At 69.8% G+C, this 25,090-nt stretch carries 21 protein-coding genes and 1 tRNA gene; 12 read left to right on the forward strand and 10 right to left on the reverse strand.

Annotated elements, in window-relative coordinates:
• From ABFS34_03360 to ABFS34_03380, 5 genes are all read right to left on the reverse strand, one after another.
• Window positions 1-2,139, reverse strand: a complete 2,139-nt coding sequence (locus tag ABFS34_03360) for a PQQ-dependent dehydrogenase, methanol/ethanol family (GenBank protein ID MEN8374464.1) — start codon at window positions 2,137-2,139, stop codon at window positions 1-3.
• Between the two features lie 230 nt (window positions 2,140-2,369).
• Window positions 2,370-5,255, reverse strand: coding sequence for a pitrilysin family protein (locus ABFS34_03365; GenBank protein MEN8374465.1), 2,886 nt, complete (start codon window positions 5,253-5,255; stop codon window positions 2,370-2,372).
• A gap of 1,376 nt (window positions 5,256-6,631) precedes the next feature.
• Window positions 6,632-9,520: a tape measure protein gene (locus tag ABFS34_03370; GenBank protein MEN8374466.1), complete on the reverse strand. Its 2,889-nt coding sequence runs from the start codon at window positions 9,518-9,520 to the stop codon at window positions 6,632-6,634.
• Window positions 9,521-9,682: 162 nt separating this feature from the next.
• Window positions 9,683-11,098, reverse strand: a complete 1,416-nt coding sequence (locus ABFS34_03375; GenBank protein MEN8374467.1) for a hypothetical protein — start codon at window positions 11,096-11,098, stop codon at window positions 9,683-9,685.
• Window positions 11,098-11,256, reverse strand: a complete 159-nt coding sequence (locus ABFS34_03380) for a hypothetical protein (GenBank protein ID MEN8374468.1) — start codon at window positions 11,254-11,256, stop codon at window positions 11,098-11,100. Before ABFS34_03380 ends, ABFS34_03375 begins: the two co-directional genes overlap by 1 nt.
• A gap of 315 nt (window positions 11,257-11,571) precedes the next feature.
• Between ABFS34_03380 and ABFS34_03385 the strand changes: the two genes are divergently transcribed.
• From ABFS34_03385 to ABFS34_03395, 3 genes are all read left to right on the forward strand, one after another.
• Complete coding sequence (locus tag ABFS34_03385; GenBank protein ID MEN8374469.1) at window positions 11,572-12,435, forward strand: site-specific integrase; 864 nt, start codon at window positions 11,572-11,574, stop codon at window positions 12,433-12,435.
• Window positions 12,392-12,661: a tyrosine-type recombinase/integrase gene (locus ABFS34_03390; protein MEN8374470.1), complete on the forward strand. Its 270-nt coding sequence runs from the start codon at window positions 12,392-12,394 to the stop codon at window positions 12,659-12,661. The genes ABFS34_03385 and ABFS34_03390 overlap by 44 nt, the downstream gene beginning before the upstream one ends.
• A gap of 116 nt (window positions 12,662-12,777) precedes the next feature.
• The gene (locus ABFS34_03395; GenBank protein MEN8374471.1) at window positions 12,778-13,242 is read left to right on the forward strand and encodes a hypothetical protein; all 465 of its coding nucleotides are present in this window, start codon (window positions 12,778-12,780) and stop codon (window positions 13,240-13,242) included.
• Window positions 13,243-13,354: 112 nt separating this feature from the next.
• Here the strand turns inward: ABFS34_03395 and ABFS34_03400 are convergent.
• From ABFS34_03400 to ABFS34_03420, 5 genes are all read right to left on the reverse strand, one after another.
• A tRNA-Leu gene (locus ABFS34_03400) sits at window positions 13,355-13,438 on the reverse strand.
• 40 nt (window positions 13,439-13,478) lie between these two features.
• Window positions 13,479-14,237: a hypothetical protein gene (locus ABFS34_03405; protein ID MEN8374472.1), complete on the reverse strand. Its 759-nt coding sequence runs from the start codon at window positions 14,235-14,237 to the stop codon at window positions 13,479-13,481.
• A 9-nt stretch (window positions 14,238-14,246) separates the two neighbouring features.
• A complete protein-coding gene (gene floA, locus ABFS34_03410; protein ID MEN8374473.1) occupies window positions 14,247-15,236 on the reverse strand; it encodes a flotillin-like protein FloA in 990 nt (329 codons plus the stop codon).
• 74 nt (window positions 15,237-15,310) lie between these two features.
• The gene (locus ABFS34_03415; protein ID MEN8374474.1) at window positions 15,311-16,675 is read right to left on the reverse strand and encodes an NfeD family protein; all 1,365 of its coding nucleotides are present in this window, start codon (window positions 16,673-16,675) and stop codon (window positions 15,311-15,313) included.
• Window positions 16,676-16,806: 131 nt separating this feature from the next.
• The gene (locus tag ABFS34_03420) at window positions 16,807-17,649 is read right to left on the reverse strand and encodes a hypothetical protein (GenBank protein MEN8374475.1); all 843 of its coding nucleotides are present in this window, start codon (window positions 17,647-17,649) and stop codon (window positions 16,807-16,809) included.
• 158 nt (window positions 17,650-17,807) lie between these two features.
• Here ABFS34_03420 and ABFS34_03425 point away from each other — a divergent pair, with 158 nt between their 5' ends.
• The 9 genes from ABFS34_03425 to ABFS34_03465 all read left to right on the forward strand — a co-directional run bounded on the left by ABFS34_03425 (window position 17,808) and on the right by ABFS34_03465 (window position 25,067).
• Entirely contained in the window at window positions 17,808-18,449 is a 642-nt protein-coding gene (locus ABFS34_03425; protein ID MEN8374476.1) for a TetR/AcrR family transcriptional regulator, read from the forward strand.
• 12 nt (window positions 18,450-18,461) lie between these two features.
• The gene (locus ABFS34_03430) at window positions 18,462-19,283 is read left to right on the forward strand and encodes an enoyl-CoA hydratase/isomerase family protein (GenBank protein ID MEN8374477.1); all 822 of its coding nucleotides are present in this window, start codon (window positions 18,462-18,464) and stop codon (window positions 19,281-19,283) included.
• 92 nt (window positions 19,284-19,375) lie between these two features.
• Complete coding sequence (locus tag ABFS34_03435) at window positions 19,376-20,845, forward strand: aldehyde dehydrogenase family protein (GenBank protein ID MEN8374478.1); 1,470 nt, start codon at window positions 19,376-19,378, stop codon at window positions 20,843-20,845.
• A gap of 40 nt (window positions 20,846-20,885) precedes the next feature.
• Entirely contained in the window at window positions 20,886-22,085 is a 1,200-nt protein-coding gene (locus tag ABFS34_03440; protein ID MEN8374479.1) for an acetyl-CoA C-acyltransferase, read from the forward strand.
• Window positions 22,082-22,900 carry an enoyl-CoA hydratase-related protein gene (locus ABFS34_03445; protein MEN8374480.1) on the forward strand — a complete coding sequence of 273 codons (819 nt, stop codon included), beginning with the start codon at window positions 22,082-22,084 and terminating at the stop codon, window positions 22,898-22,900. Before ABFS34_03440 ends, ABFS34_03445 begins: the two co-directional genes overlap by 4 nt.
• Window positions 22,900-23,754, forward strand: a complete 855-nt coding sequence (locus ABFS34_03450) for a 3-hydroxyacyl-CoA dehydrogenase family protein (protein MEN8374481.1) — start codon at window positions 22,900-22,902, stop codon at window positions 23,752-23,754. Before ABFS34_03445 ends, ABFS34_03450 begins: the two co-directional genes overlap by 1 nt.
• Window positions 23,751-24,530, forward strand: a complete 780-nt coding sequence (locus ABFS34_03455; GenBank protein MEN8374482.1) for an enoyl-CoA hydratase-related protein — start codon at window positions 23,751-23,753, stop codon at window positions 24,528-24,530. The genes ABFS34_03450 and ABFS34_03455 overlap by 4 nt, the downstream gene beginning before the upstream one ends.
• Before the next feature lie 85 nt (window positions 24,531-24,615).
• Window positions 24,616-24,879 carry a hypothetical protein gene (locus ABFS34_03460; GenBank protein MEN8374483.1) on the forward strand — a complete coding sequence of 88 codons (264 nt, stop codon included), beginning with the start codon at window positions 24,616-24,618 and terminating at the stop codon, window positions 24,877-24,879.
• Complete coding sequence (locus ABFS34_03465; GenBank protein ID MEN8374484.1) at window positions 24,876-25,067, forward strand: hypothetical protein; 192 nt, start codon at window positions 24,876-24,878, stop codon at window positions 25,065-25,067. The genes ABFS34_03460 and ABFS34_03465 overlap by 4 nt, the downstream gene beginning before the upstream one ends.
• Window positions 25,068-25,090 lie beyond the last annotated feature (23 nt).

Genomic DNA, 25,090 nt, shown 5'->3' on the forward strand with positions numbered 1-25,090 from the left:
CTACGGCTCGACGTACTCCGGGATCGGCGGCACCTGAGCGCGGATGTAGTGCTGTAGCGATTGGACCTCGCGCTCCGTCAAGCCGGAGAAGCGGGGCATGCCGCGGCTCAATCTGGCGCCGCGTTGCACAACATCGCGAAACGTTTCGGCCGACAACACCGTGGCGGACGCCCTGAGGTCCGGCGCCACGCCGCCCGAGACCGCCGCGGGGCCGTGGCATAGCCAGCAGGTCCGGAAGTAGAGCTCCTCTCCCCCGGCGGCCAGGTCCGTGTCGACAACGAAGTCGGCGCTCGCCAGCGGCTCCGGCATGCCGGGCGCGGGTTGGGCCGGCAGTTCCACGTCGCCGTCCAGCGCGAACGCGACCAGCCTGCGCCGCTGCGCCCGGTAGGCCCAGCCGTGCTCGGCCGACAGCGATCCGAGCATCGCGGCGCCCGAGCCGCCCCAGCCGATCAGCAGCGCCACGTACTGGCGCCCTTCGACCGCGTAGGTGATCGGCGGCGCCGAGATCCCCAGCCCCAGGTCGTGGCTCCACACGACCTCCCCGTCGTCGGCCCGGCGCGCCAGCAGGTGACCGTCCTGCTGACCCTGGAACACCAGGTTCCCCGCCGTGGTCAGCGTCCCGGCGTTCCAGAAGCCCGGCGTCGGGGCCTCCCAGACGAGCCGCTGCGCCACCGGATCCCAGGCTTTGAGCGTGCTGGTGCCCGCCCCGGCCGGAACGTCGGCGACCAGCGGATCCACCGCCGCGTCGAACTTCCAGTCGGGGCTCTCCCAGGTGTCCACGTCGATGGTCTCCTCGCCGAAGCCGCCGACGAGATCGATCGCGGGGATGTAGACCAGCCCGGTGCCGGGGTTGTAGGACATCGCGTGCCAGCTGTGGGCGCCCAGGGCGCTCGGCTGGATCCCGACGGGGCCGTCCTCGTAGCGGACTCCCTCGGCCTCGATCGGCCTCCCGCTCTCCGGGTCGATCCCGGTGGCCCACGTGACCGTCGAGAACGGATCAGCCGAGATCAGCCGCCCGGTCTCCCGCTCGAGCACGTAGAAGAAGCCGTTCTTGGGCGCGTGCAGCGCGGCCTTGACCTCTTCACCGTCGATCGTGAGATCGGCGAGGACGATGTCCATGTTGGAGTTGTAGTCCCAGGTCTCGCCGGGGGTGGTCTGGTAGTGCCAGCGGTACTCGCCCGTGGTGGCGTCCAGCGCAACGACCGCGCAGAGAAACAGGTTGTCGCCGCCGCCCGGACTGCGAACGCGCTGGTTCCAGGGGGCGCCGTTGCCGGTGCCGAAGATCACCTGGTCGAACTCCGGGTCGTAGGTGATCGCGTGCCAGACGGTGCCGCCGCCGCCGAACTTCCACCACTCGCCGGTCCAGGTCTCGGCGGCCATGGCCATGGCGTCGTTCTCGAAGCCGTCGGCGGGATCGCCGGGCACCGTGTACCAGCGCCAGACGCGCTCGCCCGTGTCGGCGTCGTAGGCGTCCAGGTAGCCGCGGATGGCACCCATCTCGGTGCCGCCGTTGCCGATCAAAACGAGCCCGCGGAAGGCCTTGGGGGCGCCGGTGACGAAGAGGGGCAGCTCCGGGTCGAAGGTCTGCGTCGCCCAGATCACCTCGCCGGTCTCGGCGTCGACGGCGATCAGGCGGCCGTCGACCGTCGCCACGTAGACCTTCCCCTCGTAGAACGCGACCCCGCGGCTGGCGTCCCACATGACGCGCAGGCGGTCGCCCGCGTGCTCGATCACCTCAGGGTCGTACTCCCACAGCAGCTTACCGGTAGCGGCTTCCACCGCGCGCAGCACGTTGTAGCTGCCCTCGAAGTACATCACGCCGTCCACCACCAGCGGCGTGCCGTAGAGCGTACGGTCCTCCGGCAGGTCCACGTACCACGCGACTCCCAGGTCGCCCACGTTGGCGTCGCTGATCTGCGTGAGCGGGCTGAAGCGCTGTTCGTCGAAGGCCCGTCCGAACGCGAGCCAGTCGCCGCCCTGCTCGGTGGCGGCCAGCGCGGCGTCGTCGATGACCCGCTCGGGGGCGATCTCCGCGCACGCGGTGAGGGTCCCCAGCAGCGCGGTCAGGACGAGTTTCGCATCGAGTCGCGGCCGGGGGTGTTGAGAGAGAGCCCGCGGGGTGATCGCAGAAAGAGCCATCCGTCGCGCCTCCACTCCAGATAGCGGCATCGGCGGCACCCCGCGCGAGGCGCGAGCTTGCGGGCCGTCGACGGCAACCACGCTGAAGTTCTTGGGAATCGAGCCGGGCAGGCCCCCTGAGTGGCGTCCGCCCGGGCTCGGAGTGATCGTGAAGATGAGGCGGTCTGGACGAGGGTGTCAAAAAGCCGAGTGGGCCGTCCAGCGACACGAAACGCTAAGGTCCCGAGGCCCTACGGCCCCGCACCCTCCTCGTCGGCTCGCCTGCCATCCCTGTCCAGCAGCGTCGGCGCCCCAAGATCCAAGCCGGCAAGCCGGTCCATCTGCGTGGCGCGGTCCCCGACGACCAGCCACATCATCCGCTCGGGGTCCACGTACCGGTCGGCCAGCGCCCGGATCCGGGCCGCGTCGATCTCCCGCACGATGTCCTCGCGGTCCAGGACGTAGTCGGCCTCGAAGCCGTACAGGCTCATGTCCTCGAGAATGCCGAGCTTGTCCCCGAGGGTCTCGAACGCCATCGCGTTGGAGCGCAACAGAAAGCTCTTCGTGGCCTCCAGGTCCTCGCCGTCGAACGTCGGCCCGTAGGATTCCATCATGTCTCGAACCAGCTCCAGTGCCTCGTGCGTGGCGTTCGAGCGGATGGAGCTGAACACGCCGAAGGGGCCGGGCAGATCGGTGCCCCCGAACCCCGAGCCGATGCCGTACGTGTAGCCGCGCTGCTCGCGCAGGACCTGCGTCAGGTCGGAGGCGAAACCACCCCCGCCGAAGCGGAAGTTCATCACCGTCGCCGCGTAGTATTCAGGGTCGGTCTCCGGAGGACCGAGGTAACCGATGTTGACGACCGACTGGCTGGATCCCGGCACATCGACGAAGTACACGCCGGGTGCCGCCGTCTGCGCGGGCTCGGCGGGCAGCGCGACGTCCACGGCTGCCCAGCGCTCGCCGATCCCCGCGAACGCCTGCGCTACCGCCGCTTGCTCGACCGCCCCGGCGACGTGCAGCGCCGCGACCGAGGGAGACAAGGCCCGTGCGTAGTAGGCGCGCAGGTCGTCCATGCTCAGCGCCTCGACGATCTCGGCGCTGCCCAGCGCGCTCTCGCCCAGGATGTGATCGCCGTACAGGAGCCGGTTGAACGCGTTGGCGGCGATGGCGGTGGGCTGCGCCTCGGCCTGGCGGATGCGGTTCAGCGTGCGCCGGCGGGCCAGCTCCAGCTCGTCCTCGTCCCAGCGCGGCTCGAGCAGGATCTCCTCCAGGAGGGAGATGGTTTCGTCGAAGTTGCGGGCCAGGGTGCTTCCGCTCAGACGGAAGGACTGCCGGCCGGCGGTTACGGTGATCGACGCACCCAGCTCCTCGATCGCCTGCTCGAGTTCCTCCGAGGTCCTGCGCGCGGTGCCCTCCGTCATGATTTCCGCCAGCAGGTTGGCCGCGCCCACCTGCTCCGGGTCGTCGGCCAGCAATCCGCCCTTGATGCGCAGCGTGAATTGCACGGTCGGGAGCTCGCGGTCGACGATGCCGAGCACGGGCAGCCCGTTGGCGAGCGTCGTGCGCCACACCTCGGGGGCCGTGAGGCTCGGCGTGGGACCGAACGGAGGCTCCTCGGAGCGATCGAACGACGAGGGCGTGCGCGCCTCGCCCCGGGTGACCGCGCCCACCTCGCCCGCGCCGGGGACGATCGGCTCCTCGACCACGCTGGCGCGATCGGAGCCCTCCAGCGCGAGGTCGACTCCGCCGCGAGGCACGAAGCTCGTCGCCACGAACGGCCGGTCCTTCAGGTAGGTCTCGTAGACCCGCTGCACGTCCACCGCGGTGACCGCCAGCGTGCGCTCCAGGTCTTCGGTCAAGTAGCCCGGCGAGTCCGCGAAGATGTTGTACTGCGCGAGTTGGAAGGCCTTCCCCAGCGTGCTGGACAGGCCGTTGTAGAACGCGGTCTCCGAGCGCGCCTTGACGCGCCGCAGGTCGGCCGCGTCGACGCCCAGCGCCTCGAAGCGCGCGAATCCCCGTCGCACGGCCTCGTGCACTTCGTCCAGGTCGGTCCCCTGGAAGGACCGCACCCGCATGGCGAACCGGCCGGCCTGCTCCGAGTTGCCGGAGAACGCGGACACGTCCGGCGCGACGCCCTGTCCCTCCAGCCCCTCGCCCTCTACGACCACCTTGTAGAGCGGCGACTTGCGCGAGCCCGTGAGCAGCTCGGCGAGCACATCGAGCGCGTAGGAGTCCGGGTGGTACTGCTCCACCGTAGGCCAGGCCAGGGTCAGCTCCGGCAGGTTGGCGAAGTTGTCCTCGTGGAAGAGGCGCTTCTCCCCGTCGAGCGCCACGTCCGGCGCTTCGAAGGGCGGATTCTGCGGACCGGCGGCGATCTCGCCGAAGTACTTCTCCACCCACGCCTTGGTCTGCTCGACATCGATGTCGCCGGCGACGACGAGCGTGGCGTTGTTCGCACCGTACCAGCGGCGGTGGAAGTCCTTCACGTCCTCGAGGATCGCGGCGTCCAGATCCGCCAGCGAGCCGATCACCTGCCAGCGATACGGGTGCCCTTCGGGGTAGAGCGCCTCGTCGAGGACGAAGTTGGTGTGGCCGTACGGCCGATTGTCCACGCGCTGGCGCTTCTCGTTCTTCACCACCTGCCGCTCCTTGTCCACCACGGACTCGCTCACGGTGTTGATGAAGAACCCCAGCTTGTCCGCCTCGGCCCACAGCGCCTTCTCCAGCGCGTCGCTCGGCACCACCTCGAAGTAGTTCGTGCGATCGCGACTGGTCGACCCGTTCGCCGAGCTCCCCACCCGGTTCATGAGCCGGTCGAGCCCACCGGGACCGAGGTTCTCCGAATCCAGGAAGAACAGGTGCTCGAACATGTGGGCGAAGCCGGTCCGGCCCGGCACCTCACGGGCCGATCCGACGTGGAACGTCATCGCCACGGCCGCGACCGGATCAGACCGATCCACGTGGAGCACCACGTCGAGGCCGTTGTCGAGCTCGTATTTCTCGTAATCGACCGATAGCGCCGCGCCCTCGGCGACGGAGCCGTCTCCCGCGGCGTCCGCACAGCCCGCGAGCGCGAGCGCGGCCGTAGCCAGCGAAACGATTTGCAGGGCCAGGAATCCGGAAAATCGACGAGTCATGCGTGGCCTCGGTGGGTCGGATCAGGGTTGAGTGGGCCCGCGGGCGGCCCTTTCTACGGCTAGGACGCGGATGGGGCGGCCGAGGTTGGCCGATGCGGCGTCCGGTCACGGGCGAAGGTCCCGGACTTCGGCCGAAAGGCCGGCGGGCTCTGCTGTATGCCCGGGGTGGGACTCGAACCCACAAGAGCCGAAGCCCAGCGGATTTTGAGTCCTAGCACCGGGCACTTCGCGGTGGGTACGGATGTACACTATTCCGCACGGTTGAGCGACAAACTGGCCCTTCTCTTCCCGGCCGATGTGACGCCCATACCGCTCAGTTTCTCTGGGTTACGGCACAATCGCGGCACAGTCGGGGGGGTCTTCCGCCCCGGTTCCCCTTGCCGTGACGTAGCACACAAAGCGCGGGCCGCCGATACTAGTCCTCTCCTGCCGAAGTCGTTATACCGGACTTGCAGCCATGGTTAAGCGAGTGGAAAAGCTGACGAGCGCCCTTAGGATTCTGTTGGGGCCGAAGGTCTCGAGCAAGGTCGTGATAGGGGCCGGCATCCTGGGCGCTTTTGTTCGTTCAGACGCTGCCGCCGAATTGAGTGGGCTAAGCCCGGAAACGCTCTACGTCGGAGCTTGGGGCGGGGTGGCGGTCGTTTCGTTGGCGCTCGGCTCTCTAGTTGTCGATGCAACACTGGCAGCAAGGCACAGACTCGTCCGCGGGGGGCGGGCGTGGAGGCGGAATCGGAAGCGCAGCGAGATGATACGCCATACAGTTGATGTGCTGAACCCAGTTCACGCCCGAGAAGTCAGGAGGGCGCTCCGTGGAGGCACGACCTTCATCACGAACACCGCCGCCGAACCATGGGCCACCTTTGTAAGACTAGGCGCGGTCTCTGCGGTGGCGGCCGTACCTGATAGCGGGCCACCTGGAGCAGCTCGTCAGTCTGTGTGCGTATTCTCTCGAAAGGCGCGCCGGGTTATCGAAACCTCGCATAGAATAGCCGAGGCGTGAACGCTGGCCGGCGGGGTGGGGCTCCCCCGCGCGCCATCCTATGTCCCAATGAGCGGTGTCGCCGCTGGGCGATGGAAGTCTTTCGGTCGATTCGCGCATGGGGAGCAAGCAGACCTCGCGGCGTCCGTCCCCGGGACCATCCAAGGCTGACGCTGAGCGAGCGAGACGCGAATGGAGGGAGCGGGCCGAAGAGGGGGACGCGGACGCAGCCTACGTTAGTGTGCGCTACGTGAGCCTTAGGAATGCCAGGGTGCGCGCCCAGGGTCGGTCCGTGGCCAAAGCCGGTTACCTACAGGTCTATGTCGGGCACATCGGGGCGGCCGTGATCGGCATACCCGTCGAGGACGCAGAGCCGTCCCAATAAGGGGCCGACGCTTCAGGCCCCCAGCGTGAGCGACTTCGTGCCGCCGCGCGTCTTCAGTCGGCGCAGCTTCTCAACCACCCGGTCGGCTAGTTCCTCGCCGTCCTCGCCTGGCTGCTGGATGACCGTGATCTGGTCGATGAAGGTGTCGCCTTCGGTGATGATCGTGCCGCCGGAGGCGACCGCGTCCCGGAACGTGCCCGCGCCGTCGCCAACGTCGGTCGCGCGGAACCGCGCGAGGCTGACCTTGAACCCACTCGGCAGGTTCAGCAGCTCCTCGCCGACCTTGCTGACGGCCTCGCTCGCGTCGGCCGCCGACTCGGCCAGCCGGTCGAGTTCGAGGATCGCGTTCAGGAACTCGTCCGCACTGAGGTCGCCGAGCTGGTCCAGGTCCAGCGCGCCCGCCTCGAATTGCGCGAACAGCTCGCGCAGCGCGTCCTCGAAGCCCTCCAGCCCCGCCGCGCTCGACAGGTCGAGCCCGGCGATCGCGGCCTCGACGCTCGGGTTGTCGATCCCGAACTTCTCGAGCGCCTGCTGGATCGCCTCGGTCAGCGGGCCCGTGTCGTCGAGGTCGACGTTGCCCAGGAAGCCGGCCAGCTCGGCCTCCAATATCTCCAGCGGTTCCAGGTCGAATAGCTGGGCGCGCGCGTCACGCAAGCGGCCCTGACCATCAGGCGAGCGGAAGAAGTCGGCCAGGTCGATCTCGGCGAGCGCGCGGTCCAGCTCGCGCAGGAACTCGGCGCTCGTGCGGAACTCGATGTCCAGCGAGTCGGCCAGCGCCTCGACCTCGCCCATCGAGATCCCGAAACGGTCGAGCGCGGTCTCGAATCGCCCGAAGGCGAAAAGCGCATCGAACGGCCCCTCGAGGCCAGCCTCGATCGCCTGGCCGATCTGATCGATCGTGCCGCCGGACAACCCGCGCAGTGCGCCCGAGACCTCATCGAGGTTGCGCTTCAGCCGTGCGAGCGAGTCGGCGGCCTGCTCGCGCGCCATGCGCTCGGCGCGCTCCTCTGGGCTTTCGCCGCCGAACAGCCCACCGATGGCGCCGGTGATCGCGTTCAACGCCGTCGAGGCCAGCGCCGTCGCGAACCCGGACGCCAGGTTCTCGGGGCTGAACGTGGCGCCCAACGTGTCGAGCACGCCGCCGCCGACGCTGGAGTTCGCGATCCGGTCGATGAACTGCTGGAACGGGCCGCCGACGCTCTCGGCCGTCGCCGCAGCCTCCTCGCCCATCGCCTTGACCTGCTTGGCGGTCAGCTTGATCGGCGTCGTGAGCTTGTCCAGGCCGAGCAGCTTGTCGAAATCGCCGAACGATTCGCGTGCCGGTTCGCGGCCGCTGCGGTCGCGTATGCCGCCGCCCTGCGCGGCTGGCGCGAACGCTATGCGCTGACGGCGCAGGAACTGCTGGCTGTCGGTGGGGCCGGTCGCGAGGTTGATGGCCGGCGCCTCGAAATCGCCGAGCGCGCCGAAGCTGTTGAACGTCGCTATCAGCGCGGCCAGCTCGGCGCGGACGAGCGCGATTTCCTCCTGCGCCTTCGTGAGCGTATCGCCGGTGGCGAACGCCGCCTCGAACTCAAGGCCGGACAGCTCGCCGCGCAGCTCGCCCATCCGCTCGACGACGCGCGTGATGTTCTCGATGGTCGGGTCGAGGTCGCCGGCCTTGAACGGGAGCGGGACGCCGCCACCACCACCGCCTCCGGCGGGCTCGTCGAGCAGCGCGAGCGCGGCCTTGACCGCGGCTATCTGGGCCCGCAGCGCGTCAAGGTCGGCGACCCGCTGCTCACCGCCCGAGAAGTCGACGCCCGTGAACGTGGCGACCTGGAGCTTGGATTCGAGGTTCGCGAGGCCCGCCTCCAGCGCCTCCTTGTCGGCGCCGGCCAGGTCGTCGCCGGCCTCCTTGAACCGGGCGACCGCGAGGTTGAACTTGTTCGTTTCGGTGCTGGCACGCTTCAGGGCACTGGCGACAGTCAGGCCGAGCACCCCAACCGCAGCAAGCCCGAGCGCCAGGGGCCCACCGACCGCGACGGCCGTCCCGAGCGCACCGAACGCCTTCGAGGTGCTGGTCAGTTGCTTGGCGAGCCCGAGAAACACGCCAGTTTCGAGGGCCTTCCCGGCGATCGTGAACAGCGGCCCCGCGCCAGCAGCAGCGCCCGCACCGGCGATGCCGAGTTTGACCATCGCCGGGCTGGCGTCGTCTACGCTGTCGAGCGCCGCCGTGACACGGTCCAGGCCGGCGGTGACGCCCGGCAGCAGGTTGTCACCGACGCGCACACGCGCCCGGAACAGCGCGTCGGTGAAGTCCTCGAAGCTGGTTTCTGCGCGGCGCACGGCCTGCGGCAGGTCTTCGAGCGCCGTCAGGAGCCGGTCGAAGAACTCGTCGGTCGACAGTTCAAGGGCCTGGATTTCCTGCGGACTGACGGTACCGAATGCGGCCTGAAGCGCCCGGCCGACGATGGGCGCGGTGTCGATGATGGCGCCAAGGTCGTTGCCGAGGACTCTGCCTTCGATGGTAATGTCGCGGATCTGGGCGACGACCCTATCCAGCGCACCCGAGTCGCCGCCGGTGGTCGCGATCGCGTTGCCGAAGGCGCGGAGCGTACGCGCCGATTCCGCAGCCGAAAAGCCGATTGCCTGGAGGCGAATGTCGCCTTCGATGGCGTCCCGGAAGCTGAGGTCGGGCAGCTCGGCGATGTCCTTCAGTTCTGCAAGTCGCCGGGCCGTGCCGCCGGCCGACGTGTCCACGGCGTCGAGCGAGCGGCGCAGCGTGTCCATGTCGACAGCGGCCTTCACGGACGCTGCGGCCGCGACGGTGATGGGCGCAGTGACGCCGAGGGTTAGCTTGCGGCCGGTGCGGCCAACCGCGTCCGCCACCAGGTCGACCTCGCCGGCGAACTCGGTGAACACGCGGCCAGCCTGCCGACCGAAATCGCGCGCGCCGTCGCGCAGCTCGCGGAAATTGCGCTGAAGGCGGGAGACGGAGCTCGTGACGGCGCGGATGCCCGCATCGAAGCGCTGCCGGTCCAGCCCGAGCTCGGCTGCGAGCGTTACGAACGTCTCAGCCACAGATCACACCCTGTGCCGGAAGAACCGCAGCCGCCGGTCCACGCCGCCGATCGTGAAGTAGTAACCGAGCGCAGCCGCGTCCGCTCTGTCCGGCGAATGGCCGACTCGCTTCTTGGTCTCCGCCTTCTCCTCGAGCCGGATCTGGCCCGATGGGGTGTAGCCGTACCTGATCGCGCTCAGTTCGGCGATGAGCTGCGGGTCGTCGGGCAGGCTGACCTCGCCACGCTCTAGACCTTCGCGCAGCTTCCAAAAGATTTCGGCCCGCACGTTCGCGTGGACGTCGGGCCGGTCCTCCGCCCGTCGCCCGACGTTGATGCCCTTCGCCACGTGGTGACCGAGCTGGCGAAGCCGGTCGACCACGCCAGAGCCCAACCCGATTTCGTCGATCCCGACCTGTGCCGGCTGCCTGCGGTTGATCTCCGAGGCTACCCAGGAGGCGACCTCCATCGTGTCGAGCTTGCCGATGGTCGTGACGCCCAAGAGTTGCTGGCCGCACCAAACGGCCAGCGCGCTCTTGTCCTCGCCGAAGCGAGCGCAGTCGACGCCCAGAAACGTCTTCGGGTCCTCCTGCTCCAGGCGCCGACCGACTGCGGCCTCGAGGTCGGCGAGGCGGATCAGCGTACCCTCGGCTTCGTCGGGGAATTCGCCGAGCACGCGCGCCTCGTAGAGCGGCGACGCCCTGCCCCATTCCTCGGCCCGCTCGGCCACCCACTCCGGTGAAACCAGCGCCGAGTCCTCGGCCGAGACGTGAAACGTCCTCCAGATCCCGGAACCCTTCCTGAAGGCATCGTAAAACGGACCGGAGGGGCCGCCCGGCGTGGACGCCATCACATACAGGCGATCGCCCTCGCGGTCCGTCTGTGTTCCATGCAGCGCTGCGATCACGTCGGCCGACAGCGCCTTGGCTTCGTCGGCCAGGATGCAGAGGCTCTCGGCGTGCGCCCCCTCGACCAGCGCCGGGTCTGACGCCTGGACGCCCAGCGCGAACCACTCCCGCCCGTAGCCCGTCACCTCTACGCTCAAGGCGCGCACCGTCAGCGGAAGCGGGTCCGGTGCCCTCCGCACCCATTTCTTGACCTCGGGCAACAGGTACGCGCCGACTTGTCTCTCGAAAGAAGGCGCCAGCATCAGCGCCCGGGAGAACGGCCGCGTCAGGAGCCACCAGAGCAGTACCCAGGCAAGGATTGCCGTCTTCCCCACACCGTGACCGGACCGGAGCGCGACCCGCGAGTTTTCCGCGCACGCCTCGAGCATCTCGACTTGGTATGTCTCCGGCGACGCCCCAAGCTGCTCGCGGACGAAGTCGGCCGGCCGGTCCCGGTAGCCGCCGAAACGGTCGCCCAGGTCCTGCGGGACCTCCAGCGCCGCCAGGTCGTCGCGGAGAGCCCGGACGTAGCGGTCGAGAACGCGGAGACTCACTAGACCACACGGACGGAGGGCCTCGCGCCAATCTGATCCTTGAGCCGCTTGACCTCGCGGCGCAGGTCTTCGACGACTTCCGCGGTCATCGCGTCGGCCCAGACCTTGAGCCACGCCTCGATGCTGCGCGTACACGCGTTGGCCTCCGCGGCCGACATCTGCCGCTGAGTCACCGCCCGAGCGACCGTCTCTCCGATCCAGCCTCGTTATGGTGCCCGTGTATCAATAGACCAACTCTACAAGATCGCCGAAGGGGTCGCGATCGAAGGCGAGGACATCCTTTTCCGGACGTCCTGGCGTGTGCGCGCAGCCACCGCCTCGGTCGCCCTGTGGGCGCACTGGGGTCAGATATGGACGGGCACCCCGAACTATGCCCTCCTCGACGGAGGTCTCTGGAACGGGCGGCAGGTCTGCGATTGGTGGTGGCGGGAATCGAAGCCGCAGACCACAGTAGTCGCAGGAGGGAGTTGAGCATGGCCAAGACAGGCACGGGCCGGATCTACCAGCGCGGCGGCGTCTGGTGGATCGATTACGGCCACAACGGAAAGCGCTACCGCGAGTCGTCCGGCTCGACGCGCAAGTCGGACGCGACCGACCTGCTCAAGCGCCGCATGGGCGAAGCCGGCAAGGGCAAGCTGGTCGGCCCGAGCGAGAAGCGGGTTACGTTCGACGACCTGGCCGCCATTGTCGAGACGGACTACAAGGTCCAAGGGAACCGCTCGCTGGACCGGCTGCGGATCGCGCTGGGCCACCTCGGCCGCTTCTTCGGCGAGGACAAGGCGCTGACGATCACGCCGGACCGCGTGAAAGCCTACATCGCGAACCGCCAGGAGGAGGGCGCCTCGGCGTCCTCGATCCAGAAGGAGCTTGCCGCGCTCAAGCGGGCTTTCAAGCTCGCGGTCCTCGAGGGCGTGCTGAGTGCGCGCCCGGAGCTCCCGAGCATCCGGGTGCGGAACACCCGCAAGGGCTTCTTCAACCCGAAGGAGCTGGAGCGCCTGATCGCCGAGTTGCCGGAGCCGCTCAGGGCCCCGGTGCGCTTCGCTGCGTTGACGGGCTGGCGGAAGGCCGAGGTCCTGTCGCTGGAGTGGTCGTCGGTCGACTTCGAGGCGGGCGTGGTCCGGCTCGCGCCGGGTACGACGAAGAACGAGGAAGGCCGCGAGTTCCCCTTCTTCTGCCCTGCCCCCCCTCCAGGCGCTGCTCGAGGCGCAGCGGGCGCAGACGCGCGCCCTGGAGCGGGAGACGGGCGAGTTGATCCCCTGGGTGTTCCACCGGGGCGGGAAGCCGATCAGGGACATGTACGGCGGCTGGAACGGCGCGTGCGAACGGGCGGGCCTTGAGGGCTGGCTGTTCCACGATCTGCGCCGGACCGCGGTCCGCAACTTGGAGCGCGCCGGCGTGCCGCGCTCGGTCGCGATGAAGCTGACAGGCCACAAGACCGAGTCGGTCTACACGCGCTACGCGATCGTGGACGCCGGGGCGATGGAGGAAGGCGTGGCGAAGCTGGCCGCGATGCACGCCGGCCAGGGCGATGGAGCGAAGGTCGTGCCGATGAGGACCGGTTGACGCGTTCACCGTCGACGGCAAGTGGAGCAGCTCGTAGAGGGGCTCAAGCGCAAACGATGAAGGAAGATCCAACCTACGTCTTGCTGCGCTACGTCTTTTGGGCGTGGATCACTTGGATGATAACTGCCTTTGTTATCGGGGTCGCACTGGCGATCGCGTTTCCCGGACATCACAACGCCGTGGACACGATCTTCGATTACGGGCCTCCCAACATCCAGCAGGCCCTGAAGGCGTACGCTGTGTCCCTGCCCACGGCGGCGGTGTGCTCGGGCGTCATGGTCTGGTTTCGCTTCCCGCCGGTCAGGTGGTGGTTCGTTGCCGGAATCATCACGCTCACCGAAGGGGCTTTCTGGGTGGGTCTCCTACTGAGGGGAATCCGAGACGCTCCTTTCGCTTGGTTCACGGCTGGCCTAGCGCCCGGAATCCCCCTGGTGGTTTTTGCTGTCTCTTGGATGGCCCAGCGATCAACTCTGATCGCGACACCCGCTCCGCTCCGAAGCACGGAGACAGACCCGGAATTGAACGTTGTGGTGACGTTCATACTGGTGCTGCTGTGGGTCGCGATCATCCTGCTGGCCTAACTGCGACAGGTCGAATCACACTCAAACGGCACAATTACGGCACAAAATGGAGACGGCGGCGGTCCTTTTGGGACTCGCCGCCGTTCTCGTATCTACTTACTCTGTAACACTATGCCCGGGGTGGGACTCGAACCCACAAGAGCCGAAGCCCAGCGGATTTTGAGTCCGCCGCGTCTGCCAGTTCCGCCACCCGGGCCAAAAAGGGGGCCGACCAAGCTAATCGGATCGGTCCGAGCCTACCAGCCCTGCTCGGAGGCGGGTGGACCGAGAATCTCAGACAGTACGATGGCGCGCCGCACGTCGCCCACGTCGCCCAGACCGAGGCGGGTAAGCGCCTGCACGGTGACCTTCTTGGGCGGCTTCTTGGCGATCTTGCGATGGAACTCGGCGTGCCTGGCCTCCGCGTCCATCTCGATGGTCTCGAGGGACTCTCCTTCGAGCGAAAGCACCAGCTCGTCGCCGGCCGGCTCCTCCCGCTCCCGGCCGAATCCTTCGCGCGGACGCGTCGGCTCCGGAATCCGCATGCGAGTCCCCTGCCGGGCCGGGCTCGGCGGCGGCGATCGCCTGGGCACGGGAACCGGCAGACGCTGGCCGGTCAGGATCTGCCACAACTCCTGGGGCGTTTGCGGCTGCGCCGGGGCCGGCGCAGCAGGCGAGGCCTCCCGCTCGTCACGCCCCGGATCGGCGTCCGCGGCCCGCGGGGACTCCTCCTCAGCCTCCCACCACGGCCGCTCTTCGGCCGTGGGCCCGGCCGCCACGGGGTCGGTCGCCTCCCACCACGGGGTCTTACCGCCCGCCGGGGCCGCCTGCCCGGGTCGCTCAGCGGGCGTCTGCCTGGGAGGCGTCGGCCGCTGCGTCCGGCGGACCGGGGTCGGCTTGCGCTCGCCAGGAGGCAGGCGCTGGCCCGTGGGCCCCTTCTTCTTGCCGAACAGCCCGCTCAGAAACTGCCAGGCGATCAAGACGAGGATAACGACTACGAACGGATCGTCGAACATGCGCGACCCCTACAACTCTTCGTTCCGCTCCGCGGAGCTGTCTCCGCCCGCGATGGCCTCCCGCATGTCGGTGTCCGCGCCCACGTTGCGATAGCGCATGTAGTCCATGACGCCGAGGTTGCCCTCGCGGAACGCCTCAGACATCGCCAGCGGCACCTGCGCCTCCGCCTCGACCACGCGCGCGCGCATCTCGACCACGCGCGCCTTCATCTCCTGCTCCTCCGCCACCGCCATGGCGCGCCGCTCCTCGGCCTTGGCCTGCGCGATGCGCTTGTCGGCTTCGGCCTGATCGGTCTGGAGCTCCGCGCCGATGTTCTTGCCCACGTCCACGTCGGCGATGTCGATGGACAGAATCTCGTAGGCGGTGCCGGCGTCGAGGCCCTTGGCGAGCACCGTCTTGGAGATCCCGTCCGGATTCTCGAGCACCGCCTTGTGGGTGGCGCTGGAGCCGATCGTGCTGACGATGCCCTCGCCCACGCGCGCGAGGATGGTTTCCTCGCCCGCGCCGCCGACGAGGCGGTTGATGTTGGCGCGGACGGTCACGCGCGCGAGTGCGATGAGCTGAATTCCGTCCTGGGCCATCGCGGCTACCTTCGGGGTCTGAATGACCTTGGGGTTGACGCTGACCTGCACCGCCTCGAGGACGTCGCGGCCGGCGAGATCGATCGCGGCGGCCTGCTGGAACGGCATCTCGATGTTGGCCTTGTCGGCGCTGATGAGCGCCCGCACGACGCGGTCCACGTGTCCGCCTGCCAGGTAGTGCGACTCGAGCTCGTTGACGTCCAGCGGGAGCTGCGCCTTGGTCGCCATGATCAGAGGCCGGACGATGGCGGCCGGGCTCACCTTCCGGAGCCTCATGCCGATCAGGTTGCCCAGAGATACTCGAGCCCTGGCGGAAATGGCCTCGATCCAGAGGCGCACGGGTACGGCCCAACCAAGGACCAGCACCCCCACGAAGATGAGGAGAAACAGCGCCGGCGCTACGAAAATCGGATCCATTTGCCCGGTCCCGTCCGTGTGATAGTGGTGTTCGTGGGGCGGTCGTCAGTCGACGCCCTCTGTAAGCATCCTCGTCAGGGCGTCGGCAGTTCCCGCACCGCCTCCACCAGCGTCCGGTAGCCCTCGGCGCGCACGACCCGGACGGCCGTCCCTTCCTCTATCCAGCCGCTCTCCGCCACCACGTCCACGCGCTCGCCGTTGACCCTCGCCGAGCCGGACGGCCGCAGCGCGGTCAGCGCGACGCCCTCGACCCCGACCAGGTCTGAGCGCACCTCGGCAGATACGTAGCCGGCTTCCCGCGAGAGCTCGCCGCCGAGTATGACGCCCGAGCGTATCAGCCGGCGGTTGTTCGGCAGCGACCGGATCAGCGCCCAGGTGGTGACCAGCATCAGCACCATGGCCGCGGACAGCACCAACCCGGCCTCGCTGTAATCGGCCGCGGTGGAGAACTGGCCCACCAGGCTCAGGTAGATGGAGGCGAGCAGCGCCAGGATCCCCGCGACCCCGAACACGCCGAAGCCGGGCACCACGAAGGCCTCAACTCCGAGCAGGATCAGCCCACCTCCCAGGAGCAGCACTTCCTCCATGCCCGCGAGCCCCACCAGGTAGTGGCTCCCGAAGAACAGCGCCAGCGAGCCGATGCCGGCCATGCCGGCCAGCCCGAAGGTGGGCGTCTTGATCTCAACGAGCAGGCCCAGGAAGCCGAGCGACAGCAGGAACGGAGCGACCACCGGGTGCGTGAAGAAGCGCACCAGGCCCTCCGCCCAGTTGACCTCGGTCTGGACGGTGCGCGCCTGCGCGGCCCCGATGTCGGCGAGCAGCGCGTCGTAGTCCTCCACCTGCTCGGCGAACCCCAGGTCGACCGCCTCCTCGGTGGTCAGCGTCAGCAGCTTCCCTTCCTCCACCACGCCTTCGATGCCGATGTCCTCGTCGACCATCGCCTCGGCGACCGCCGGGTCCAGGCCGCGCGCCTCGGCCAGCGCGCGCATCTCGCTGCGCATGGCGCTGACGATCTTCTCGGGGGCCTTCTGTCCGGTGCCTTCGACGGGCGTTGCGGCGCCGATCACCGATCCGGGCCGCATGTAGATCCTGTCCGCGGCCAGCGAGATCAGCGCCCCGGCCGAGAACGCGCGGTGGTTCACGAAGGCGTACACCGGGATCTCGGAGTCAGAAACGGCGTTGGCGATCCGCTGAGCCGCGTCGATGCGGCCGCCCGGCGTCTCGATGTCCAGCACCGCCGCCACGGCGCCCTGTTCGGCGGCCTCCTCCAGGCTGCGCTCGACGAACGGCGCGAGCCCCAACTCTATCACGCCGTTGATGGGGATGCGGTACACGGCTTCCCCGCTCCGCTGCGCCGCGAGGGCCAGCGGGCCGAGCGCCACGAGGGCGAGCGCCGCGAGCACGCGGCGGGCGATCCGGCTATATGCAGGCGAATTCATGGTCCAGTCCGTTCTCGGACGCGCGGAGCCGCGCGGCCTCCGCCGCGTCGTCCGCGCTCTGTCAATCTACGACCCAGGGGGTGACCCGCTTCACCGCCCTCCTCAACCCTACCCCGCCCGGCCCCGCCCGGTCATTGTCCGATGCCATCGAGCAACCGATCGGCGTAGTAGGCGTGCCGGATGGCGAGCACCGGGTCTCCCTCCCCCATCGCCTCGCGCGCCCCGGCGAGGAGCCGCCGCGCGCGCGCCAGCGCCACCGCCCGCCGATCCCTGGGATCCGGATTGAGCTCTATCCTGTCCGCCGTCTGGGCGGCGAGTCGCGCAGCCGTTTCGCGGATCAGTCGCACAGCGACGACAGGTGGGGTCGTCTCCCGCAACGCGTCCGCGGACCGCAGGGTGGCGCGCACGGCCATCACGGTGTCTCCCGCCGCGGCCGCCCCGCGCGCCAGCTCGAGACCCTCGGAGCCCTCCTGCAGGGTCCGCTTCAGGTCCGGCACGGCCCCCAGATCCACCGCCGGGCTGGCCATGTCGATCCACGCCTGAAGGTCGGCGAACGCTTCCTCCAGGAACGCCGGATCCATGTCCACGGCGAGGACCGGCGCGGCCAGGCCGTACGCGCGCTCCCGGGCGGATCGGGCCAGGTCCTCCGGCATAGAGTCGGCGTCCAGCCACAGCGCCGACGCCCTCGCGAGGCGAGTCTCCTGTTCCTCGACGGTTCCGCTCCAAACGGTCGCCCGCGCGTGCGCACGAGGCGCGACCTCGGTGGGAACCTCCTCCCCCTCGGCCCCGGTCTCTCGCTCGGCGAGCGGCACGCGCCGCACCGCCATGCGGTCCAGCGTGGGGAGAGCCTCGGATAACGCAAGCGCGGCCTGGGTTTCGGCCGCCACCAGCAGCTCGGATGGCTCGGCCGGACTGTCGCACGCCGCCATCAGGGCGGCGCCGGCCGTGAGCAGGATGACGCGTTGGACCGACATTGCGGACCGACCGTTTTGCGGGTTCGGGGAGGTCGGAACACTTGTTTGAAAGTTATCCGCGCGGACCGTCGGCGACAACGCGCGGGACCGGCCGTGGCCGCCCAGGGTACGCTCTGCCCGAAACTCGAACGCTCGTTCAACGGACCGATCCCCAGGGCATGGACGACAGCCCCGCAGCGGGCGACGGCAAGCTCGCCCGCATCCTCGAGACAGCCGCGGCGGTATTCGCCGACAAGGGCTACCACCGGGCGAGCATGCGCGACATCAGTCGCGCGAGCGGCGTCAGCCTGTCCGGGCTGTACTATTACGTGGAGAGCAAGGAGGAGCTGCTCTTTCGGATCCAGGAGCGGTGCTTCACGTCGATCCTTGAGAGCCTGGACGGGAGGCTCGCGGACGAAGCCGATCCCGGCCGGCGGCTGCGCATCCTGATCGGCAATCACCTGGGCTTCTTCCTGGGGAACATGAAGGAGATGAAGGTGCTCTCCCACGAGGCCGAGGCGCTCGGCGGAGAGTACCGGCGGAGCGTGAACGGGCTCAAGCGCCGGTACGTGGAGCGCACGGCGGGCCTGGTGCGCGCGCTGCGCCCCGACCTGGACGAAGATCCACGTCTTGCCACGTTCGTGCTGTTCGGTATGATGAACTGGATATACAACTGGTATCGGCCCGATCGGGACCCGCCGGCCGACGAGTTGGCGGCGCGCGTATACGGGCTGTTCGTCGCGGGGTACCCCGGCGACGTCGCGCAGGCGCAGGACGCCACCGCGGCCGGCGTGCCCCACCCATCGATCTGGAGAGAATAGGGAGACCCCTTCATGGCGGAGGCCACTTTGGCGCAGGAACAGAAAATCCTCGTCGGCTACGAGGTTCGCGACGGCGTGGCGTTGATCACCCTGGATGATCCGCCCGCAAACACGTACACGCACGAGATGATGCGCCAGCTGGACGAGGCCATCGTCAAGGCGCGCTTCGACGACGACGTGTGGGTGTTGGTGTTGACCGGAGCCGGCGAGAAGTTCTTCTCCGCCGGCGCCAACATCGGCATGCTGCAGGAGGTCACCTCGGGCTTCAAGTACTGCTTCTGCCTGCACGCCAACGAGACGCTCAACCGGCTCGAGCACACCCCCAAGCTGGTGATCGCGGCTCTGAACGGGCACACCGTGGGCGGGGGCCTGGAAATCGCCATGGCAGCCGACCTCCGGATCGCCCGTAAGGACGGGGGCAAGATGGGACTGCCCGAGGTGAACCTGGGCGTGCTGCCGGGCACCGGTGGAACCCAGCGGCTGGCGCGCATCATCGGCAAGTCGCGCGCGATCGAGGTGATGGCCACGGGCGAGCTCTTCGACTTCGAGAAGGCCGAGAGCTACGGGCTCGTGAACCAGATCTGGGAAGCCGAGTCCGGCGAGGAGTTCATGGGCAAGGTGCTCGAGTACGCCGCCAGGTTCGCGCCGCCCAACATGGCCGCCAAGGCCGTCGGCCACATCAAGCGCGCCGTGCAGAGCGGCGCCGAGGTGCCGTTCGAGTCCGGATTGGCGATCGAGCGCGAATTGCAGCAACTGCTCTTCCAGAGCGACGACGCCCGCGAGGGGTTGGCCGCCTACAGCGAGAAGCGCAAGCCCGAGTTCTCGGGCCGCTAGCCTGGGCGCCATGCCCGACGGGCAGGCCGCGCGGCCCGGGTCCCCGAGGGGTCCGGGCCGCGCCCGCTTCGCCACGAACCGCAAGGAAACACATGGCTGACGTGATTGCCGCCCCGCCCCGCTCGGCCGGCGGCGGGCAGTACATAGGGGGTGAGTGGGGCGACGCCTCCGGGCCCTCGTTCGACGTTCTGAACCCCGCGACGGGGGACAACGTCGACCGCATCGCCGCGGCGTCGGCGGGGGACGTGGACGCCGCGGTCTCGGCCGCGCGCGAGGCGCTGGCGGGGCCGTGGGCTGCCATGGACGCGCTCGACCGCGGCACCCTGCTGTGGCGCATCGCGGACGCCATCGAGGCGCGCGCGGACGACCTGGCGGCGCTGGAGACGCTGGACAACGGCAAGCCGCTGCGCGAGGCGGCCATCGACATCCGCCTGGTCGTGGACGTGTTTCGCTACTTCGCCGGCTGGGCCGGCAAGCTGAGCGGCCAGACCATCCCGGTGCGCGGCAAGGCGCTGAACTACACGACCCTGGAGCCGGTGGGAGTGGTGGCGGCGATCGTGCCCTGGAACTTCCCGCTGTCGATCGCCACGTGGAAGGTCGCCCCGGCGCTCGCGTGCGGAAACGCGGTGGTGCTAAAGCCGGCCGAGCAGACGCCGCTCACGGCGCTGGAGCTGGCCGCCATCGCCGCCGAGGCCGGACTGCCGGCGGGCGCGCTGAACGTCGTCAACGGCCCGGGCGAAAGCACGGGAGCCGCGCTCGTCGCGCACCCCGGCGTGGACAAGATCGCCTTCACGGGATCTACCGAGGTGGGCCGGATCATCATGCGCTCGGCCGCCGAGTCGCTCACCCAGGTGTCGCTGGAGTTGGGCGGCAAGTCGCCCAACATCGTCTTCGCCGACGCGGACCTGAAGGCCGCCTCGCGCGGCGCCTTCAACGGCATCTTCTACAACGCCGGACAGTGCTGCACCGCGGGCTCCCGCCTGATAGTCCACGCGTCGGCGAAGGACCAGCTCCTGGAGTTCCTGCGGGAGCGCGTGGGCGGGTTGGTCCCGGGCCCCACCTTCGACCCCGAGCGCCGCTACGGACCCGTCATATCCGCCGAGCAGCTCGAGCGCGTGGAGGGCTACGTCGAGCGGGGCCGCGCCGAGGGCGCCAACGTGGTGATCGGTGGAGGCAGATTCGACGAGGAGGCCGCCGGCGGCGGCTTCTGGATGCGACCGACAGTCTTCGACGGCGTGCGCGCCGACCACGCGATCGCCCGCGAGGAGATCTTCGGGCCCGTCCTGGCGGTGCAGACGTTCGAGGACGACGAGGAGGCGATCGCGCTCGCCAACGACTCCGACTACGGCCTGGCGGGCGCGGTGTGGACGACCGACGTGAAGCGCGCGCACCGCGTCGCCGCGGCGCTCGAGGCGGGCACCATCTGGGTCAACACCTACCACCCGCTGGACGCCGCCTCGCCGTTTGGCGGCTTCAAGCAGTCGGGCTACGGCCGCGAGCTGGGGCAGTACGCGCTCGACCTTTACACGCGCGTCAAGAGCGTGTGGGTGGACCTCCATTGAGCGGAGCGCGCGAGGCGGGCGCCGGCGAGCGAGGTGCGTCGTGAGAGAGGCCTGGATCGTGGACGCGGTGCGCACGCCGGTGGGCCGGCACGGCGGCGCGCTGGCGGCGGTGCGCCCGGACGACCTGGCGGCGCGCGCGGTGAGCGCCCTGGTGGAGCGGACGGGCGTCGACCCCGAGGCCGTGGACGACGTCATCCTCGGCTGTACCAACCAGGCCGGCGAGGACAACCGCAACGTCGCGCGCATGGCGGGCCTACTCGCGGGGCTGCCCGTGGGCGTGCCCGGGCGAACCGTCAACCGGCTGTGCGGATCTGGGCTACAGGCGATCAACGACGCCTTCCACGCCATCCGCGCCGGCGAGGGCGACGCATTCGTGGCGGGCGGCGTGGAGTCCATGAGCCGCGCCCCGTGGGTGATGATGAAGCCCGCGGGGGGCTGGCCGCGCGGGGCGCCGCCCGTGGAGGACAGCGTGCTCGGCTGGCGCTTCGTGAACCCGGCGATGCCCGAGCGCTGGACCGTCGGCCTCGGCGTGACCGCCGAGAACGTGGCCGAAAAGTACGGCGTCTCGCGTGAAGCCCAGGACGCGTTCGCGCTGGAAAGCCAGCGACGAGCCGCGGCGGCCCAGGCGGCGGGCTCTTTCGCCGCCGAGTTGATCCCGGTTCACGTGCCCCAGCGCAGAGGCGCGCCCGTCATCGTCGACGTCGACGAGCACCCCAGGCCCGAGGTCACCCTCGAGAGGCTGGCCCAACTGCCCCCTGTGTTCCGCGCGGGCGGAACCGTGACGGCCGGCAATTCCTCCGGCCTGAACGACGGCGCCGCGGCGCTCCTGGTGGTCTCTGACGGATTTGCTAAATCCCATGGCATGAGGCCGTTGGCCCACATCATCTCCAGTGCCGTCGCAGGTGTGGAGCCGGACTGCATGGGCATCGGGCCGATCCCCGCGGGCCGCGGGGCCCTGGAGCGCGCGGGGGTGGCGGCGGCGGACCTGGCGGCGGTGGAGCTGAACGAGGCGTTCGCGGCGCAGTCGCTGCCCTGCATCGAGGGCCTCGGGCTGGACCCCGAGCGGGTCAACCCCAACGGCGGAGCCATCGCGCTGGGTCATCCGCTGGGGTGCTCGGGCGCAAAGATCCTGACCACGCTGGTTCACGAGCTGCGCCGGCGAGGCGGCGGACACGGCCTGGCGACCATGTGCATCGGCGTCGGCCAGGGCATCGCCACCGTCGTGGAGGGCGTCGCTTGAGCGGGGAGCCCCCCGCGCCGTCCGCGGCGATCGTCACGACCGTCGAAGACAACGTCGGCTGGATCCGCATCGCCCGCCCGGAGCGGCTGAACGCTTTCGCGGACGACATGCGCGATCGCCTGGAGGAGGCGCTCGCCGGGCTGGACGCCGACGCCCGCGTCCGCTGCGTGGTGATCACGGGCACCGGGCGCGCGTTCTCCACCGGCGGCGACGTCCACACCATGGCGCGCCTGCTCGAGGCCGACGACCGCGACGGGTTCGACCGGCTCGTGCGCGCGGGGGCGCGCGTCATCGAGCGACTGGACGCCATGCGCACCCCGGTCATAGCGGCGCTGAACGGCGTCGCGGCCGGCGCGGGCGCGTGCCTCGCGCTGGCGTGCGACATGCGCTTGGCCGCCGAGAGCGCCGCCATCGGCTTCGGCTTCGCGCGCGTGGGGCTGCACCCGGACTGGGGCGGCACCTACTTCCTGCCGCGCCTGGTGGGGCCGGCGCTCGCCGCGGAGCTGGTCTACACGGGGGCGATGGTGAGCGCGGAGCGCGCCGAGCGCCTGGGGCTCGTGAACAGGGTGGTCGCGGCCGAGGACCTCGAGGCCGCTGCGCGCGCGCTCGCGGGGGAGATCGCCGCCCGGCCGGCGGACGTGATCGCGTCCGCCCGCGCCTCCCTGCGCGCCAGCCTCGCGCGTTCGCTCGAGGAAGCGCTGGAGGTGGAGCGCGCCGCCCAGGCCAGGGCGTTCGCGTCGCCCGACGCGCGCGAGGGCATGGCCGCCTTTCTGGAAAAGCGTGCGCCGAGCTTCAACCGGGAAGGCCAGCCGTGATCCGGAGCGTGGCGGTCGTGGGCGCCGGCACCATGGGGCACGGCATCGCCCAGGTGTCGGCGCTGGCCGGCTTCGACACCACACTGGTGGACGTCTCCGAAGAGCTGGTCGACGACGGCCTCGCGCGGATACGCGCGAACCTGGACAAGGGCGTCGCGCGCGGGAAGGTGGACGCGGCGGCGCGCACCGCCGCGCTCGCGAACCTGTCCGGCTCCACCGACGCCGACGCCGCGGCGGCCGCAGCGGACGTGGTTGTGGAGGCCGTGCCGGAGCGCTTCGACTTGAAGAGCGGTCTGCTCGAACGGCTCGCCGCCGCGGCTCCGCCGACCGCGATCATCGCCACCAACACGTCCAGCCTCAGCGTCACCGACCTGCAGAGGCGGACCGGCGCACCCGGCCGCGTCGTGGGGCTGCACTTCTTCAACCCCGTGCACATCATGGCGCTCGTGGAGGTGGTGCGCGGGGCGGACACCGACGAGTCCGTCGTGGACGCGGCGGCCACGTGGGCGCGCGCCCTGGGCAAGGAGCCCATCGTGGTGGTCGACGCGCCCGGCTTTGCGTCCTCGCGGCTGGGCATAGTGCTGGGTCTGGAGGCGATGCGCATGCTCGAGCAGGGGGTGGCCAGCGCGGCCGACATCGACAAGGCCATGGAGCTGGGGTACCGGCACCCCATGGGGCCGCTCAGGCTGACGGACCTGGTCGGGCTGGACGTGCGCCTGGACATCGCCCGCTACCTGCACGAGAGACTCGGCTCCGAGGCGTTTCGTCCGCCCGCCATCCTCGAGCGCATGGTGGCTGACGGGCGCCTGGGCAAGAAATCCGGACAGGGGTTCTACGACTGGAGCGAGGCGTGAGCTACGAGACACTGCTGGTGGACGTCGACGGCGCCGTCGCGACGATCACGGTCAACCGCCCCGACAAGCGCAACGCGCTGAGCGCCCAGGTGCGCGCCGACCTCAAGGCCGCGTTCTCGCGCGTCGCCGAAGAGCCCGGCGTCCGCGTGGCGATCCTCACCGGCGCGGGAGAGAAGGCCTTCGTGGCGGGCGCCGACATCGCGGAATTCGCGCGGCGCACGCCGCTCGAGCAGCGGGCCGCCATGGACGCGCCGCGGCTCTTCGACGTCGTGGCCCGGTGCGGTGTGCCCACCATCGCCATGATCAACGGATACGCGCTGGGCGGCGGCTGCGAGCTGGCGCTGGCCTGCGACATCCGCGTGGCCGCCCGCTCCGCCAAGCTCGGCCAGCCGGAGGTGCGGCTGGGCATCATCCCGGGCGGCGGCGGCACGCAGAGGCTGCCGCGGCTGGTGGGCGCCGGCACGGCGATGCGGCTGATCCTCAGCGGCGCCGTCATCGACGCCGAGGAAGCGCTCCGCGTGGGTCTGGTCGACCAGGTGTGCGACGACGACGACCTGGAGACCACCACCCGCGCGCTCGCGGCGGAGATCGCGGCCCGCTCCCCGGTCGCGGTGCGCTTGGCGCGGGAGGCGATCCGGGCGTCCCTGGAAACGCCTCTGACCGCCGGGCTCGAGTTCGAGCGCGAGCTGTTTCTCACCGCGTTCTCGAGCGATGACCGCAAAGAGGGCGTCGCCGCGTTCCTGGACAAGCGCGAGCCGGACTGGCCCGCGACCTAGGGCGACTCCGCGGCGCCCTGGCCTCGCGTGGGCGGGCGGACCAGTTTGGGGCCCCGGTTCCCACCCTCTTCCTGGAGGCGCTTCCTTGGGCGACGGCAATCTCTTCGGTGGCGGCGACGACGGCCCCAGGCGCGTGAACCCGTTCGGGGACGACGACGGCGACCAGGCGCTCGACCCGGCAGCCCGGCTCAGGGCGGCCGCGCGCAAGACCCGGCATCTCAAGTCCCAGGTCGGCGCCGACGGCCTGCCGGCCCCGGCGCTGCGCGCGCTCCTGGACGAGCTGTCGGTCTCCTTCGACGCGATGGCGCAGGGCCTGGAGCGCCTCGAGGAAGCGGGGCCCCAGGCGTGAGGCACGCGCTGATCGGCGCCTTCTTCCTGGCGTACGCGGTCGGCGTGACTTTCCCGGGAGTCATTCCCTTCAACCGCGCTCTCCCGCTGGTCGGAGGGCTGCCCTTCGTGCTGGCGTGGTACGCCGGCCTGGTGGCGCTGTCGGGCGTCGTGCTGCTGCTCTACCACGTGCTCCCCGGGCGCGAGTGAGCGTACGGGATGCTGCGCGCCGG

The sequence above is a fragment of the Gemmatimonadota bacterium genome (genome assembly GCA_039715185.1).
Lineage (GTDB): Bacteria > Gemmatimonadota > Gemmatimonadetes > Longimicrobiales > RSA9 > DATHRK01.

Excerpts from the sequence above, each read along its gene's own strand:
- ABFS34_03360 (MEN8374464.1), bottom strand. The coding sequence starts at position 2,139 with ATGGCTCTTTCTGCGATCACCCCGCGGGCTCTCTCTCAACACCCCCGG.
- ABFS34_03365 (MEN8374465.1), bottom strand. The coding sequence starts at position 5,255 with ATGACTCGTCGATTTTCCGGATTCCTGGCCCTGCAAATCGTTTCGCTG.
- ABFS34_03380 (MEN8374468.1), bottom strand. The coding sequence starts at position 11,256 with ATGTCGGCCGCGGAGGCCAACGCGTGTACGCGCAGCATCGAGGCGTGG.
- ABFS34_03385 (MEN8374469.1), top strand. The coding sequence starts at position 11,572 with ATGGCCAAGACAGGCACGGGCCGGATCTACCAGCGCGGCGGCGTCTGG.
- ABFS34_03390 (MEN8374470.1), top strand. The coding sequence starts at position 12,392 with ATGTACGGCGGCTGGAACGGCGCGTGCGAACGGGCGGGCCTTGAGGGC.
- ABFS34_03395 (MEN8374471.1), top strand. The coding sequence starts at position 12,778 with ATGATAACTGCCTTTGTTATCGGGGTCGCACTGGCGATCGCGTTTCCC.
- ABFS34_03405 (MEN8374472.1), bottom strand. The coding sequence starts at position 14,237 with ATGTTCGACGATCCGTTCGTAGTCGTTATCCTCGTCTTGATCGCCTGG.
- floA (MEN8374473.1), bottom strand. The coding sequence starts at position 15,236 with ATGGATCCGATTTTCGTAGCGCCGGCGCTGTTTCTCCTCATCTTCGTG.
- ABFS34_03415 (MEN8374474.1), bottom strand. The coding sequence starts at position 16,675 with ATGAATTCGCCTGCATATAGCCGGATCGCCCGCCGCGTGCTCGCGGCG.
- ABFS34_03420 (MEN8374475.1), bottom strand. The coding sequence starts at position 17,649 with ATGTCGGTCCAACGCGTCATCCTGCTCACGGCCGGCGCCGCCCTGATG.
- ABFS34_03425 (MEN8374476.1), top strand. The coding sequence starts at position 17,808 with ATGGACGACAGCCCCGCAGCGGGCGACGGCAAGCTCGCCCGCATCCTC.
- ABFS34_03430 (MEN8374477.1), top strand. The coding sequence starts at position 18,462 with ATGGCGGAGGCCACTTTGGCGCAGGAACAGAAAATCCTCGTCGGCTAC.
- ABFS34_03435 (MEN8374478.1), top strand. The coding sequence starts at position 19,376 with ATGGCTGACGTGATTGCCGCCCCGCCCCGCTCGGCCGGCGGCGGGCAG.